The organism is Microcoleus sp. S36a_B3 (genome assembly GCF_036700745.1).
Lineage (GTDB): Bacteria > Cyanobacteriota > Cyanobacteriia > Cyanobacteriales > Microcoleaceae > Microcoleus.
Window position 1 is genome coordinate 145,960 of sequence record NZ_JAUBPN010000010.1, and the last position, 14,861, is coordinate 160,820.

Consider the following 14,861-nt stretch of genomic DNA (forward strand, 5'->3'; position numbering starts at 1 on the left):
GCGATCCAAAAATATTTACTACCTTCAGAATCAACCAAATAAAATCTACATTAGGGAGCTTGACTTTTGGCGATTTTGCTGATTAACGGGAATCTCAATTATGAACTCCGCACCTTGACCTGGTGCTGAAACGCAGTTCAGTTGTCCGCCATGTTTTTCAACCACAATTTGATAACTAATAGACAACCCCAAACCCGTTCCAGAACCAACGGGTTTGGTTGTGAAGAATGGATCAAATAGTTTAGTACGCACTTCTTCTGTTACGCCAGTTCCATTGTCAGCAATCCGTATTCTTATCCAATCGCAATCTATTACTTCAGTTACGATAATAATGGTGCTAGAATTTTCCTTCATCTGTGTTTGCGAGCGATGGCGATCGCGCTGCTCTAACGCATCAATAGCATTAGCAATAACGTTCATAAATACTTGATTTAATTGCCCTGGGTAACACTCTACTAATGGCAGTTCACCATAGTTTTTAGTTACCTGAATTGCTGAATTATCTGCCTTTTTATTCAAACGGTTTCGCAAAATTAACAGCGTACTTTCAATACCCTCATGGATATCTACTGATTTGATATCTGCTTCATCTAAACGAGAAAAACTTCTGAGTGACAAAACGATTTCGCGAATACGGGTTGCTCCCAGTTGCATTGAAGAAAACAATTTAGGTAAATCTTCCAATAAGTATTCCAACTCAATTTCTTCAATATAATTTTGAATTTCTGGTTGAGGACTAGGATTGCTGTCTTGGTAGAGAGCAATTAAATGTAATAATTGTTCGCTATATTCGCTAGCGTGGCTTAAATTACCATAAATAAAGTTGACTGGATTGTTTATTTCGTGAGCAACACCAGCAACTAATTGTCCCAAACTAGACATTTTTTCAGTTTGGATAAGTTGTGCTTGAGCTTGCTTTAGGTCATCCAAAGCTTTTTGTAATTTAATTGCTTGATCTTTTGATTTATCATTTTTTTCGCTTAGTTCAAAGGTGCGTTCTTTCACCTTTTCTTCTAGCGTACGGCTGTATTCTTCTAAATTTTTATAAAGCAAAGCATTTTCTAAGGAAATAACTATTTGCGTCGAAAGGATTTTAACGATTTCTAAACGAGCAGGTGTAAATGCCCCAACAGTTAAATTATTCTCTAAATAAATTATTCCAATTAGTTTATTTTGATTGATAACTGGAGCACATAAAATGGATTTAACTTGAGCTTTAATGATATACGAGTCTTTGACAAATATTCCCTCTTTTGCGGCATTATTTAAAACAACATTTTCTTTTGTCCTAGCTACGTAATTTATTAAAGAAACTGGTAAATTTGGACTGTTTTCTATAGATATCGATGTCCACAAAGTTATTTGTTCTTGTTCTACAGTACCAGTTGCTTTGAGCGTTAAAATACCATTGGCTTCTAAAACAAGGCAGCTAGTTTGAGCGCCTGCATTTTCCATTAAAACTTTTAGCAATTTGTCCAAAAATTTATCAAGTACAATTTCGCCAGCAAGAGCTTGCGATGCTTTGATTATAGTTGCTAAGTCTAAAACATCGGCTTTAGTTCCGAAGCTTGAAGAACTTGTCGTAACAGTTAGTTCTCGACTAGAAGTTTCATTAGAGGTTAAAGATAGTAATTGCGGGTATTTTGATTCCAAATCTTTAATTTTTGCTATGGCTCCCCAACGAGCATAGCAATAGTATGACTCTAGTAAATATGTTTGAGCTATCTTTTCTCTTCCAAGACTACGATAAAATTCTGCTGCTTTTTCATTCGCTAGTGCTTCTTCGTGAATATAACCTTGCTCTTTGGCTCCTTGAATTGCTAGATCGTAATATTCCATTGCTGGCAGTATATGCCCTAAAATTTTAGCCTTTTCTGCGTCTACTAAATAATATTTGTGTTCGTAATTCATGGGAGCATATAACGACCATTTTTTTAATTTAATTTGGTTTGCTTCCACTTGTTTCAGGTTGATTTCTCTATCAATTTCTCCTACAATTGAACATTGTGCAAGTAGAATCATAGAATAGTAAAAATTTTGTTCGCTTGTATGTACTAACCCAGCCGAATAACCAGAATATTGCTCAGCTAGCTTTGCATAACTAACTGCTTCTGCGTAGTTTTGAAGTAAATATAAAAATATTGATTTGGAAAGATACGTAGAAAAAAGTAAAGCACCATTGTTTGATTCAGTAAAAATAGGTAGCATTACTTCTTCATCAAACAAATTACCGATTGCTCTACATTCATTTTCGGTTTTATTTAATAAATTCAAAACTAACTGTCGCCAAATTATAATAGAAAAGCTCAAGTAATTTTGTTTTAAATTAACTAATATGTTTGTGTAAATAGTTTGTTTGGCACACACTTCATTTAGATGCTCGCCTACAAAAAAAGGATAAACTGAAGTGTAAATAGCCGCGTAACCAGCATACTCTAAATCACCACTCTCTAAACCATATTGAACAGCTTCTTGTAAAGGTTCTATGGTTTCTCTAACATGGCTTACCCAATGTTTGATATGAACATAAAATAGTTCATACACTTTAGCTTTAACTTCTTTGGCATTCAATTGATCGACTAAATTTATTCCTAATTTACCGAACTGATATCCACGTTCAATGTTGTCTATTGAAGTACAAAGGAGTAAGCCATAAAAAGTATAAGCGAAAGTAGATAGTGATGAATTTCCATATTTAATGCAAATATTGACCATCGTAAACACGATCGGTACTAAAAGTGCTGGATTCATTACATAAGCAGGTGTTATCGCTTTAACTAATATTCGCATGGCTGCAAGTTTATCAGGGTCAGTCATTTCTGGTAAATTGCTTAAATTATCAATATCTAATTCTTCAGGCAATTTTTCAACTAAAGGTTCTCCTAACATTTCCAGCACTAACAACGATGTGTCAAGCGCTGCTTGCATCTGATTGAGAGAAATATAAAATTGGATTTTTATTTCATATACTTTGACTTTTTGTAAAAGCGAAGTAGCTTTTTTTAAAACAATATCACCAAGAGAACTTGAACTTTCAAAATTGTTATTTAAATATTCTACTTCTACTGTTTCTATATACAGAAAAAAAGTTAATTTATAATTACTATTCCAACTATCTTCTGCAAGTAATTCTAGCCCGAAATTTAAGTATTTCTGCGCGAGTTCATAAGCTGCTGCTGCCTTTGCTTTCCGCGCAGACAACAGATTTAACTCAGCTAGCTCTTGTTTAGTTTTTTCACTTGTAATTAACTCTATAGCCATATTTAAGTGATTGACAATATCAAAAACTTTCTCTTCTATTTCTGTCGTTTGAGTATTCTTTAGTAGTAGTTGACCGACTTTTAAATGAATTTCTTTTTTTTGCTCTGCTGGAATCAAAGAATAAGCGGCTTGTTGAACGCGATCGTGCAAAAATTTATACTCAATATTTAGAGATAAATTACTTTGTTTTTCTGACTCATCAACTAATGTTAATGATGTATTTAAATCATTAGCTAAAGGAATTTTATAAGCACCGCTTAAAGGAAAAATTAAATCTTCTTGAAGTGCTTGCCAAAGCTCTGTTGCTGTAGATGATAAAGATTTTTCATTGACTATTGCTAGATCGTTTAATGTAAATGTATTACCAATACAAGCTGCTACTTTTAAAACATTTTGCGTAAAACTAGGAAGTTCTTCAATTTTGTCAACCATTAATTCAACAACATTATCCGTAATTTGAACTTGTTTAATTTGCTGAATATCCCACGGCCAATTACCAGCATTCGGATCGAATGAGAGTAGGTTCTCTTGGTAGAATGTTTTAAGTATTTGAGTTACAAAAAAGGGATTGCCAGCCGTTTTATTAAAGACTATTTCTGCTAAAGGTAAGGCTTTTTCTAATTCGCAGTGAAGCGTGTCTGCAATTAATTCATTAACTTGAACAGTATTTAAAGGTTGTATATCGATCTGATTTACTTTAACTCCAGCTTTTTGAATTTCATTCAAAAGCAACGTCAATGAATGAGCTTCATTCACTTCGTTATCTCGGTAAGCTCCAATTAACAAAAAGTATTGACTATCTAATGACATCATTAGTAGCTGGAGTAATTTTAATGAGGCAGAATCAACCCACTGTAAATCGTCTATGAAAAGAACTAAAGGATGTTTTTTACTGGTAAAAACACCTAAAAACTTTTGAAAGACTAAATAAAATCGATTTTGTGATTCTCCAGATTCTAATTGAGGAATAGGGGGTTGCGACCCCATAATTAATTCGACTTCAGGAATGACTTCAATAATAACTCTGCCATTTGTACCCAAAGCTTTTAATAATTTTTCTTTCCAGATCTGAATTTTTTTTTCACTTTCAGTTAATAGCTGGCGAATCAAGGTCTGAAAAGCTTGAATTAGTGCAGCATAAGGAATACCGCGTTTAAATTGATCGCATTTTCCTGAAGTAAAATAACCCTTTCGCCGCACAATTTGTCGATCGATTTCATTAATCAAGGCTGTCTTGCCGATTCCTGAGGAACCGGAAACAAGTATCATCTCACTCTTACCTTGACTGGTTCTTTCAAAAGCAGCGTTTAGGGTAGCAATTTCTCCATCGCGACCGTAAAGCTTTTGGGGTATTTGAAATTTAGCAAAAACATCATGCTGACCGAGAATGAAATTTTCAATTCTTCCATTAGTTTGTAGTTGAGTTAAACACGCTTCCAAATCTGCCTTAATTCCATAAGCACTTTGATATCTATCCTCAACAGTTTTGGCTAATAATTTCATCACGATATCAGATACTACTTTCGGGATAGTTGGATCTAGTTCATGCGGTAAAGCGGGTATTTTGGCAATATGACTGTGAACGAGTTCCATCGCATCTGTAGTTTGAAATGGCAACTGTCTAGTCAGCATTTCATAAAATGTGACACCCAAAGAATAAAAGTCAGTACGATAATCAATCGCGCGATTCATCCTACCAGTTTGCTCTGGGGACATATAGGCCAAAGTTCCTTCTAATAGATCGGGATTGCTGGCTAGATATTTTTCTTGCATCAGAAGTGATGCAATTGAAAAGTCTGCGATCTTTATTTTTAATGTTCGCTGGTTAATAATGATATTATCGGGCTTGATATCTTTGTGTATAATATTTATTTTATGTACTTCTTCTAAAGCTTTAGTTGATCCAATTGCTATTTGCAAAAATACAGATAAATCTATAACTGTATCAGTATTTAAAAATTTTTTCAGTGAATTACCACCAAAATCTTCTAAAATTATAGCTATATAATTGTTAGATTTTTCTATGCTATAAGCTTTGACAATGCCTTCTGAATCTAAGTTTTTCAGCAATTCATACTGATGTTTAAATACATAAATGTCTTGACTGGAAGGATATGCCTTTTTTAGAATTTTCACAATAACAGGTTGAAGATCTCGAATTCTCCGCGCTCTATAAACCTGGGTCATTAAACTATCGTGAATTTTTTCTAAGTATTCATAACCTGCAATAATAAACATGGCTTTTTCCTAATTGTCAGCAGAAAGTTTATAATTCTTATAATTGTAATTGATTCATCTTAGTTTTGCATCAGTGATTTTACGGTTTCGATCCTGCAACTTAAATATAACTGAACGTGAGTTCGATGGAGTGCGATCGCTTGATTGACATAGTAGATGGGTGGAAGATGGCTTCATTGACGGGTTCTGCGAGAGTGGGGCGCTCGCTTCATTTGTGCTGGCATCAAATCTCAAATGTTGGAGAATTAATAATAAGTTAAAACTGTTAAAATGTAGTGGATTCGGGTTGAGAAATTTTAAAACTTTGAAATCCGATCTTTCCTTTTTTGGCATTTTCCTAAAGATATAGCACTTCTTCAATTGAATAATAGTTCTTAACGAGCCACTTTGCTCTCCAACACTCAGCCAGAAGAAGCTGGATTTTTCTGGCTTTGTACCATTCCTCTATCTGAGCTGGTGTCTAATACCAATTTCATTAAGTAGCGTTACATCTTACCCCCCCCAAGGCATCGGGGGGCTAGGACTTGATCTATAGCACATCTTTAAAAAAATAGGCGTTGCTGAATCAGGGTATGATACGGGCCCAAGTACGAGAGGGGAGCCGAAAATGATTTCTGGGATTTTGATGGGGAATTGGAACATCTCCAAATTTTAGATAATGAATTAGTAATTTAATTGAATAGCCTAGCATTTGTTCAGAATTAGAATAACAAAGAGTTTTTCTTTTTAAGCGAGCTATCCGGGTGTCTTAGTCTTGTATTTTCACCCTCAACTCTTGTCATATAGGTTTTGCTAATAATCTGATCTCCCTCTGGAATAAAATTTGGGTAAACTTTCCAGCCATCTGTCACATAAAAATAGCATTTCCATTTACTAACAAGATCCCATAGTAGTTCAAAAGTTTTTGCGCTATGGTCGCCTAAAGTCCATCCTAAAATACCTGGCTTAAAGTGGTCTACTGCTGTCCAGATCCAGGTCTTGTTTTTTTTTGAACCGACAAATGTTTGTAATTCATCTAATTCTCCCACTTATGGATTTATTTGTGGTTCATAAAAATCTAGCAAGAATTTTTCTGCTTGTTTTACCCAATTAATAATTGTAGTATGATGCACATTCTTGACTCTTTCAATTGCTCGAAAACCCATGCCATTAACATACATTTTTAAGCATTCACGTTTCACTTTTTCGGAGTAGCCTTTTTGAGCTTGATAATCTATAAATTGTCTCTTACATTTCACACAGATATAATTCTGTTTGCCTTTTTTATGAGCATTTTTATTAAAATTAGTTGAGTGACATTCAGGGCATTGCATAATATTGTATTTTAATGAGTGTTATTTTTTGGTATTCGCACGACCACTTCATCATATCCTAATTTAGCAACGCCGATTTCTGATCCTCACCCATCTTCTCAAACCCCAGAATAAATCGTTGACACCCGTCATCAGTCCACAAGGCCGGAATCTTAAATCTCGCCGCACAGTTGGGGTATTCCGATCGCACTTTTAACCAATCTCGATACTAATGCCGTAAGCGAAGCAGACCGAAGGTATCGCCCCCGTACATCCCCAAATCAACCCAACATCCTGTCAAATCCCGATCGCCCACTAGATCGGGGACACGGCACCGTGCCGCGCCCGAGATCCGTAGATTACTTGCGGCAACCTTCGGCGATCGCCATTAACACAGCTTTACGCACTTCAGGATGCGATTTCTCCAGCCCGTTAGCCCGAAAAATCCAGTGTCCGCCGCCCGCGTGCTCGATCGCAATCTTTTGTCCGTCAGGCAAAACAATTTGCCACCAATTCAACACAGTGGCTTTAATCAGTTGGCACTGAATCTGGCTTAATTGAGCCTCCATCAGCTTCAGTTGACGCATGATAGGATTTTGGGCTGAGGATTTCATTATTTTTCTCCTTAAATAAAGTGGACTGTTGCTCTGCTAAAATTTCAGTTCTCTGATTTTTCAACTTAATTTCACTTTCTGAACTTTTCGCCTTAATTTCACTTTCTGAACTTTTCGCATTAACTTCCCTTTTAGCACCTTTCGGCTCAATTTTACCTCCAAAACCTTTAGATTTAACTTTACCTTTAGCTCCAGTTGCAGACTGTTCCGCTGCGGGCTTCTTAAATTCCGCGTCCAACTGGTCTAAAATCTCCTCTTGTTCGGGAGTGTGTTCCGCCGGCTGCTCTAGGTTTCTGGGGTTATATTCGTCAACCAACCTTGCCAAAAATTCCGAAACTGACATTCCTGCGGCGGCCGCCTTTTTGGTTAAAAGGTCGTAGGTATCGGTTTTGATGCGAATTTGCTTGAGCCGGAGGTTGGGATTGTTGTCAACAGTTTCGGCAATAGTTACTGCCGTAATCCTTTCTTTGGGGATGACATCCACCACTTCTTGCCACTTTTCCTCTAAAGCACAGTCACCGTACTGGTCTGTAACTGCGTGTTTGAACAAAGGCACAACTTGAGCGACACAGCTTGGCAAAATCTCAAATCCGGCTTTGATTAAGCGCAGGCAAATGCCAGCAGATTTGATGATTTGTGTGCAGTAAAAATACTGTCTGCCTAATGCTTGTTCGCAGTAACTTTTAAAAGTTTTGAATTTGTGTTTGTACAATCGCAGTTTTCTGATCGCGTCCAGCATGATTCCTTGCCGCACGTAGTCTAGAAATCCCCTTTTAATTTCCCCTGTCAGGTAGTCTAAATCGTGAAAGGGAGATTGATTTTGGATTTCTTCTTCAAAGTCTAGCAGCGGGCCTGCAAAGTGAAAGTTGGAGGCGATATCGCCTAGGTAGAAGTTTTCGGTAGATGTGGTCACGATCGGGAATGGGTGGAGAAATGGAACGATAACACGGAAGTTGTGCGATCGCAAAGTGGAAGTTTTGGTCGGGTTCTTTGATACAATTTTGAGTTGGGTTGTGCTGTAGGTCGATCGACCTTACAGCAGGGCACCACATCCTCGGCGCTGAGGAAAAGAGGCTTGAGGTATGCGCCCAACCTCCAAAAATCAGCTTGGGTATGCAAGCACAATTGACAGACACTGCAAATAAGGCGGTTATTCAAACCTGCACGTTTTGAATGTTCGGCTCGCTCGGCCGCCTTTGTTTTGCCTACCAACATGAAGTTTACGTCTTATTAAACTCTTTGTCAAGACGTTGGCATCATGAATATTTCGTCCTATGATTGAAGAAGATTTACAAGAAAAGGAGAAGTCTCCATTGAGACGACTCAGAGAACAAGCTGGACTAACACGCCCTCAAGTCAAAGAAAAAATCGGAATTTCCGAGCGAAGACAAGCTGACTGGGAACTCGGCAAGGCTCTACCTAATGCTGAAAACATACTTGCGATGGCTAACCTGTACCAGGTTTCTCTAAAAACTATGTTTGAGCTTTTAGGATTAGACGTAACCGAAATTCCCGATGACTTACCAAGTCGCGAGCCCTCGCCGAACGACAACTAACAAGCACAGCTAAACCACGATCTCGATCGTCGATTTGTCAACAACTTTGGCTGTGAATTTGCTATGATCTGCCCCAAAATAAACAAACTCAAGAGTCCAAAGATATACCAGCAATGCAAATCTGGCGGGAGGCTGTGGGTTTATCGCAATCGGCCTTAGCAAAGCAAATTCCCGACAAAACGGGCGCAAAAACCCTAAGTCAGCAAGCCATTAGCAAGTGGGAGCGAGGATTAGACGAACCCGAACTGACTATTGCTCAAATGAAAGCCCTTTGCAAAGCTCTGGGAAAAACGCTTAACGATTTACCCAACGATTTAGGCCCACAAAATCCTGACCAATAAAAAGTCAAAAAGCCCGATCGCCCGATTCGTCCATCAATCGGTAATTTTCCCTCTCAGAGCCTTAATCTGCCCCCGCTTGGTTTTGCTGTCGAGACGCTTGCGCTGGGAACTGCGAGTCGCTTTGCTGGGTTTGCGCCTTTTGGGGATGACGATCGCACTTTTAATCAGTTCTTGCAGCCGCCTCAAAGCCTCCTCCCGGTTTTGTTCCTGGCTGCGGTGTTCCTGGGCTTTGATGACAATCACACCTTCGGAGGTGATGCGCCCGTCGTTGATTTGCAACAAACGCTGCTTGTAGCGATCGGGCAATGAGGAAGCTGGGATATCAAAGCGCAAGTGAATAGCACTCGCCACCTTATTGACATTTTGCCCGCCCGCGCCTTGGGAGCGAATCGCACTAATTTCGATTTCGCGATCGGCAATAAATACTGTGTTGGAAATTTCTAGCATGATTGGGCGGGCGATCGGGCAAGCTGTAGAGAAAATTTTGGTAACTTAATCTTTAGAATAACCGCGACTGACACATCTAGACCACAGAAACCGGTTTTTTTACCCTAACTGTCGGTTACAACTAAATATTTTCTCCAAAAACCCGGTTTCTCATCCCTCCTGCATAAATCCTAATCACTACTTTTTCTACCAAGAGATAGTCGCTTTTGAGGTTGCAAAAATAGTAAGTATGTAGAAACAGAAAAAATAGGTGATCCAGCAGATGGCAGATATAAAGCTGAGCATTGTTATTACCAGCGCCGACTCCGAACTCGGACAAGCAACAGTCCGGCAGTTTGTAGCGCAGGGACACAAAGTAACTGGATTGACACAGGAAAAAGACGGTGCAGCAGCCGTGCATTCAGCCGGCGGAGTTGCGGTAGAAACTGACCATTCCAGCGGTGTGGAACTCAGGGATGCCATTCTCGCCGCCAATCCAGATGTGGTTGTCAACCTCACACCGCAAAAAGCAAATACCCTGCTCAGCGACGGGCAAGATTGGAAAGGATTCGATAAAACGCTTTCTACAACAACTGGTGCACTGCTGACAGCGGTAAAAGACACAAATATTAAGTTGCTAATTCACACTAGCTACACTTTTTTGTACGCTAACACCAAGGAAGCAACAGAAAACACACCATTGAGCGTACCAGGAGATGACGCAATTTTCAAAATGGCGATCGCCACCGAAAATCAGGTGACAAACAGTCAGATTCCGACTTGTGTATTGCGGATGGGATACCTGTACGGGCCTGAATCGGAAGACCTCAAACTGTATATAAAATCGTTTAAAATGGGTCGTCCTTATTTTGCCGGGCCCGAGAGCAATCTGGGAAACTGGCTGCACTTTGAGGATGCGGCGGCGGCTTTGGTAAAGGTAGCCGACGAATCGGAACCGAAGGGTGCAATTTTTAACGTTGTCGATGGTGTGCCGGTGTCTTTTGCTGATTTTATCGATCGATTCGCCTTCACCCTGGGCAGAAAACGCCCCGCGCGCATCCCCATGTGGCTGACACCGCTAGCACTGGTGTTAGTTGTCACCCCTCAACAAGTCGATTTGTTAAAGCTTTCTACTACTGTCAACAGCGACTCATTCCGCAAGCAGTTTGGGTGGAGTCCGCGCTATGCAAGCTACCGAGAGGGTTTGCAGCAAACAGTTGATACCTGGGGAGCGAGTGCTAGTTGAATTGTTTTGATTTGAGGCAATTAGTTCGCGATGCAGAACTTCTATATGTCAATGCTTCGGTTAGCGCTTTTTTGTGTCATTGCGAGGAACGAAGCAATCGCAGTATCTGTTTTTTACAGTTAACTAACTTTTAGTTATTGTAGGGTGCGTCAGTGGTAAATGTTTGTTCACTTTGCCGAGGGTTTCGCCTGACGCACCCTATGAGCTGGCATACAAACAACCGATGTAGCCCTTGCAGATCCTGGTATATAAATTAGTTACAATGTTTAGAGATTAAGATGAATTCGATTAGTTTTTTTCTATCCCATAAATCTACTTCGTTAGATTTAGCAAGATTGTAAGCGTTTTCTGTGAATCGGTTGTTGGTGATGACTCTTCCTTTATTTCCTTTGTAATGTCTGACGGCTCCTGCTACTTCTTGAACGGCTTTAATACCAACTGGATTTTTGCTTCTTTTTGCTTGAACCACTGTTGTTGAGCCATCTTTGTATAAAATTAAATCAGCCCCATAATCTTGACTATCTTGAGTTAAATTAACACTGTAGCCACAGTTTATAAAATGAACACGTAGAAATTCTTCAAACTCTTTTCCTGTCATTTCATCCACTTCCACAATACCACTTTCTAATAAACGTTTTCTTGACTTTTCTTCTTTAAGTGTGTCAAATACTGCTACTGCCATCTCACCGATAACAGCAGTGGCTTTTACTATAAAAGGTTTCATAAAATTAGATTTATAATATTGCAAGTAGATTGTAGGGTGCGGAGCGGGCTGAATGTTTTCTCACTTTGCCGATCGCCTCGCCTGACGCACCCTACACCAAATTAGTCCGTAGTGCCGGTTTGCAGCGACTCTTCAGCAGCCTGCGTCCACTCAGAGTGGAAGAATTCACCGCGCGGTTTGTCGGTGCGCTCGTAGGTGTGAGCCCCAAAATAATCGCGCTGAGCTTGCGTCAGGTTTTGCGGTAATCTTTCGCGCCGGTAGCTGTCGAAGTAGTCCAGCGACGCGCTGAAGGCCGGTACTGCAATCCCCAGCAGGCTAGCGGTAGACAACACCTCGCGCCAAGCTGATTGGCGATCGAGAATAGTCTGTTTAAACTCCGGCGCTAACAGCAAATTCGGCAGCGCCGGATCGTCATTGAAAGCTGTTTTAATCTTGTCCAAAAATCCAGCGCGAATGATACAGCCGCCTTTCCAAATTCGGGAAATTTCGCTCAAACTCAAGTGATAATTGTACGACTTCGAGGCCGCGCTCAACAGCGCCATGCCTTGGGCGTAGGAACAAATCTTCGAGCAGTAAAGCGCATCTCGAACTTTGTTAACAAACTCCTTAGTATCGCCTTCGTACTTGGTGGTAGGCCCCGTCAGTACGTGGGAAGCATTGACGCGCTCTTCTTTGTAAGAAGACATAATTCTCGCATTCACCGCAGCGATAATTGTGGGAATGCTCACGCCCAATTCCAAAGCACTCATGACAGTCCAGCGGCCCGTGCCTTTTTGACCGGCCGCGTCCATAATTACCTCAACTAAGGGCTGCTTAGTTTCTGGGTCAATGTACTTGAAAATATTCGCGGTAATTTCAATCAAAAACGAGTTGAGTTCGTCGGTGGTATTCCATTCGGCAAATACTTCTTGCAACTGCTGACCGTTGAGTCCCGCCACGTTTTTGAGCAAATCGTAGGCTTCGGCAATGAGCTGCATATCCCCGTACTCAATGCCGTTGTGCACCATCTTCACGTAGTGACCGGCACCGCCGGGGCCGATGAATGTGACGCAGGGGCCGTCATCTACTTGAGCTGCTATTTTTGTGAGAATTGGCTCTAGGATGCCGTAAGCGGCGTGGGTGCCACCGGGCATCAGGCTAGCACCGTTGAGCGCGCCTTCTTCGCCGCCGCTGATGCCCATGCCGACAAATCCCAGTCCGGCTGCTTCTAAATCTTTGGTGCGGCGTTCGGTGTCGTCGTATAGCGAGTTTCCGCCGTCAATGATCATGTCCCCCGGTGACAGCATGGGTTTGAGCTGGTCGATGACTGCATCTACGGCTTTCCCAGCTTGCACCATGACTAAGATGCGGCGCGGGGTTTCTAGGGCATCGACGAATTCTGTGAGAGTCTTGGCGGCTACAATGTTTTTGCCGGGGGCGCGTTTGGCCATGAATTCGTCGGTTTTAGCTGTTGTGCGGTTGTATACAGCTACCGAGAATCCTCTGCTTTCGACGTTGAGGGCTAGGTTTTCGCCCATTACGGCTAGACCGATTAAACCAAAATTTTGCTTTGTCATGCTAATAACCCGCTAGTTTCGCTGGAGGTTTGATTTGAGATAGAGGAAAGCGAGGCGGGGTATACCGCTTTCCGGTGGACTAAAGTATTGGACAATAGACCGAGGAGGTTTAGGTTTATTTTTATATTGTAAGAATTGCTGTTTGGTAAATCAGTAGGGTTTTTTTAAGATTTAAGGGATATTAAAGACAAGGACTGGTGATGCTAAGGCCACTATTGTACCGATCGCAGTAACGATAGATACAAACAAGCGCACATTTTGAGGAAAATTTAGGAGACTTTTGTAACTATGGAAGATTTGCAGTATCTGGCGGCCTGGGTGAAGGAGCAACACGCTCGCGAGTATATTTTAACTTGGCTGCTGAGTCAACAGGGGCTGTGGTGGTCTGATGGGGACATTTATCAGGCGGTTTTGCAAAAGTCGGGAAAGCTTTTGAAAGCGTATGTTCAAAAAAGGCAAGCTGGAGAGTTATTTGAGGGGATTTCTGAGAAGTTGGTGGGAGATGAGAATTGGGATGATTTGGTGGTGAGTTTGGGGCGAATTGTTGCTGTGTATCAAGAGGAATTGCTGAAGTTGCAAGAACGGGACAGGCGCGGGGATGGGGTAAAAAAAAAGTTGATTAGCGAACCGTTGACTGGTAATTCTTTGTCGGTTTTGGAGGTGCAGCAAGCTTTGCCAGATCCTTATGCTGATACGCTGACTGGGAGGTAATTGGCGATGGCTTACGCCCCGCTACGCTACGACTTTTCGGAGGCACAATAATCTCAGAAACCGGGTTTCTTTCTATATCTCTGGTACTCAACTGCAAATTGTTGCAGAAACCCGGTTTGTCGCTATTTTTCCTAATCTTAGAAACCGGGTTTCTGCCGATATCTCTGGTACTCAACTGCAAATTGTCGCAGAAACCCGGTTTGTCGCTACGCAGCGATTGAAGTGCGATCGAGATTTAAGGATTGAGAATAGGTGTAAGATCGAGAACAAATCCGGGAAGTACGTCTTCACCCGAAAGTTTTGGCGGTTGGTCAAAAGAGAAATTAATCACTTCTGCTGCATCTTCAGACAACCGATAGATTTCTACTAAAGGCGTTTGGGGGTCAATTAGCCAACCTAAGCGACAGCCGTTAGTTCGATAATACCGCATTTTAGCCCGCAATGTTTCTAGGGAATCACTTGCAGAACGCAATTCAATTACAAAGTCCGGGCACAGGGGAGGAAATTTGCGCTTATTTTCTGCGGATAATGCTTCCCAACGTTCTAGGAGTACCCAAGCAGCATCTGGGGAACGCTTCGCACCGTTGGGTAATTGAAAGACGGTGGAAGAGGCAAAGACTTTTCCCAATCGAATCTGACGATTCCACAAATTTAGGTCTGTAGTCAACTCGGAATTTCTGATGCCGCTTTCGCCGCCTGTTGGAGGCATAATAATTAGTTCTCCTTCGGGAGTTTGTTCTAATCGCCACTCTTCATTAGCGATGCACAATTGATAAAATTGTTCGTCGGTTAAAGCGACGGCTGCAGGTAGGTTGAGAGTTATAGTTTCCATCGTTGATATTATTGCCAACTAGGTTGGTTTTATTATAACTCGCACTTTCTGACAAGTTTCTCAA

11 protein-coding genes and 1 pseudogene are annotated in these 14,861 nt (G+C 41.0%); 4 read left to right on the top strand and 8 right to left on the bottom strand.

Features of this window, described 5'->3' with window-relative positions; translation table 11 throughout:
• Positions 1 to 45: 45 nt before the first annotated feature.
• From QUA01_RS13595 to QUA01_RS13610, 4 genes and pseudogenes are all read right to left on the bottom strand, one after another.
• Positions 46 to 5,499, bottom strand: a complete 5,454-nt coding sequence (locus tag QUA01_RS13595; RefSeq protein WP_333089916.1) for an ATP-binding sensor histidine kinase — start codon at positions 5,497 to 5,499, stop codon at positions 46 to 48.
• A 565-nt stretch (positions 5,500 to 6,064) separates the two neighbouring features.
• A pseudogene (locus QUA01_RS13600) lies at positions 6,065 to 6,812 on the bottom strand (IS1 family transposase).
• A gap of 338 nt (positions 6,813 to 7,150) precedes the next feature.
• Positions 7,151 to 7,378 carry a hypothetical protein gene (locus tag QUA01_RS13605; RefSeq protein ID WP_333089915.1) on the bottom strand — a complete coding sequence of 76 codons (228 nt, stop codon included), beginning with the start codon at positions 7,376 to 7,378 and terminating at the stop codon, positions 7,151 to 7,153.
• Positions 7,320 to 8,318: a hypothetical protein gene (locus QUA01_RS13610; protein WP_333089914.1), complete on the bottom strand. Its 999-nt coding sequence runs from the start codon at positions 8,316 to 8,318 to the stop codon at positions 7,320 to 7,322. Before QUA01_RS13610 ends, QUA01_RS13605 begins: the two co-directional genes overlap by 59 nt.
• Before the next feature lie 361 nt (positions 8,319 to 8,679).
• Here QUA01_RS13610 and QUA01_RS13615 point away from each other — a divergent pair, with 361 nt between their 5' ends.
• Complete coding sequence (locus QUA01_RS13615; RefSeq protein ID WP_194012524.1) at positions 8,680 to 8,961, top strand: helix-turn-helix domain-containing protein; 282 nt, start codon at positions 8,680 to 8,682, stop codon at positions 8,959 to 8,961.
• Between the two features lie 113 nt (positions 8,962 to 9,074).
• A complete protein-coding gene (locus QUA01_RS13620; protein WP_333089909.1) occupies positions 9,075 to 9,302 on the top strand; it encodes a helix-turn-helix transcriptional regulator in 228 nt (75 codons plus the stop codon).
• A 33-nt stretch (positions 9,303 to 9,335) separates the two neighbouring features.
• Here QUA01_RS13620 and arfB read toward each other — a convergent pair whose 3' ends face one another.
• The gene (gene arfB / locus QUA01_RS13625; RefSeq protein WP_333089908.1) at positions 9,336 to 9,749 is read right to left on the bottom strand and encodes an alternative ribosome rescue aminoacyl-tRNA hydrolase ArfB; all 414 of its coding nucleotides are present in this window, start codon (positions 9,747 to 9,749) and stop codon (positions 9,336 to 9,338) included.
• A 262-nt stretch (positions 9,750 to 10,011) separates the two neighbouring features.
• Between arfB and QUA01_RS13630 the strand changes: the two genes are divergently transcribed.
• Positions 10,012 to 10,974: an NAD-dependent epimerase/dehydratase family protein gene (locus QUA01_RS13630; RefSeq protein ID WP_333089907.1), complete on the top strand. Its 963-nt coding sequence runs from the start codon at positions 10,012 to 10,014 to the stop codon at positions 10,972 to 10,974.
• Positions 10,975 to 11,227: 253 nt separating this feature from the next.
• Here QUA01_RS13630 and QUA01_RS13635 read toward each other — a convergent pair whose 3' ends face one another.
• Together QUA01_RS13635 and gnd are read right to left on the bottom strand one after the other, a co-directional pair.
• Positions 11,228 to 11,698, bottom strand: coding sequence for a restriction endonuclease (locus tag QUA01_RS13635; RefSeq protein WP_333089906.1), 471 nt, complete (start codon positions 11,696 to 11,698; stop codon positions 11,228 to 11,230).
• 101 nt (positions 11,699 to 11,799) lie between these two features.
• A complete protein-coding gene (gnd, locus tag QUA01_RS13640) occupies positions 11,800 to 13,254 on the bottom strand; it encodes a decarboxylating NADP(+)-dependent phosphogluconate dehydrogenase (protein ID WP_333089903.1) in 1,455 nt (484 codons plus the stop codon).
• Positions 13,255 to 13,542: 288 nt separating this feature from the next.
• Between gnd and QUA01_RS13645 the strand changes: the two genes are divergently transcribed.
• The gene (locus QUA01_RS13645) at positions 13,543 to 13,965 is read left to right on the top strand and encodes a hypothetical protein (RefSeq protein ID WP_333089901.1); all 423 of its coding nucleotides are present in this window, start codon (positions 13,543 to 13,545) and stop codon (positions 13,963 to 13,965) included.
• A 235-nt stretch (positions 13,966 to 14,200) separates the two neighbouring features.
• On the opposite strand, the gene QUA01_RS13650 is transcribed toward QUA01_RS13645, so the two are convergent.
• On the bottom strand, positions 14,201 to 14,797 hold the full coding sequence (locus QUA01_RS13650) for a Uma2 family endonuclease (protein WP_333089900.1): 597 nt from the start codon (positions 14,795 to 14,797) through the stop codon (positions 14,201 to 14,203).
• Positions 14,798 to 14,861 lie beyond the last annotated feature (64 nt).

Coding starts and splice junctions, on each gene's coding strand:
- arfB (WP_333089908.1), bottom strand. CDS start 9,749: ATGCTAGAAATTTCCAACACAGTATTTATTGCCGATCGCGAAATCGAA.
- QUA01_RS13605 (WP_333089915.1), bottom strand. CDS start 7,378: ATGCGTCAACTGAAGCTGATGGAGGCTCAATTAAGCCAGATTCAGTGC.
- QUA01_RS13595 (WP_333089916.1), bottom strand. CDS start 5,499: ATGTTTATTATTGCAGGTTATGAATACTTAGAAAAAATTCACGATAGT.
- QUA01_RS13635 (WP_333089906.1), bottom strand. CDS start 11,698: ATGAAACCTTTTATAGTAAAAGCCACTGCTGTTATCGGTGAGATGGCA.
- QUA01_RS13620 (WP_333089909.1), top strand. CDS start 9,075: ATGCAAATCTGGCGGGAGGCTGTGGGTTTATCGCAATCGGCCTTAGCA.
- QUA01_RS13630 (WP_333089907.1), top strand. CDS start 10,012: ATGGCAGATATAAAGCTGAGCATTGTTATTACCAGCGCCGACTCCGAA.
- gnd (WP_333089903.1), bottom strand. CDS start 13,254: ATGACAAAGCAAAATTTTGGTTTAATCGGTCTAGCCGTAATGGGCGAA.
- QUA01_RS13645 (WP_333089901.1), top strand. CDS start 13,543: ATGGAAGATTTGCAGTATCTGGCGGCCTGGGTGAAGGAGCAACACGCT.
- QUA01_RS13615 (WP_194012524.1), top strand. CDS start 8,680: ATGATTGAAGAAGATTTACAAGAAAAGGAGAAGTCTCCATTGAGACGA.
- QUA01_RS13650 (WP_333089900.1), bottom strand. CDS start 14,797: ATGGAAACTATAACTCTCAACCTACCTGCAGCCGTCGCTTTAACCGAC.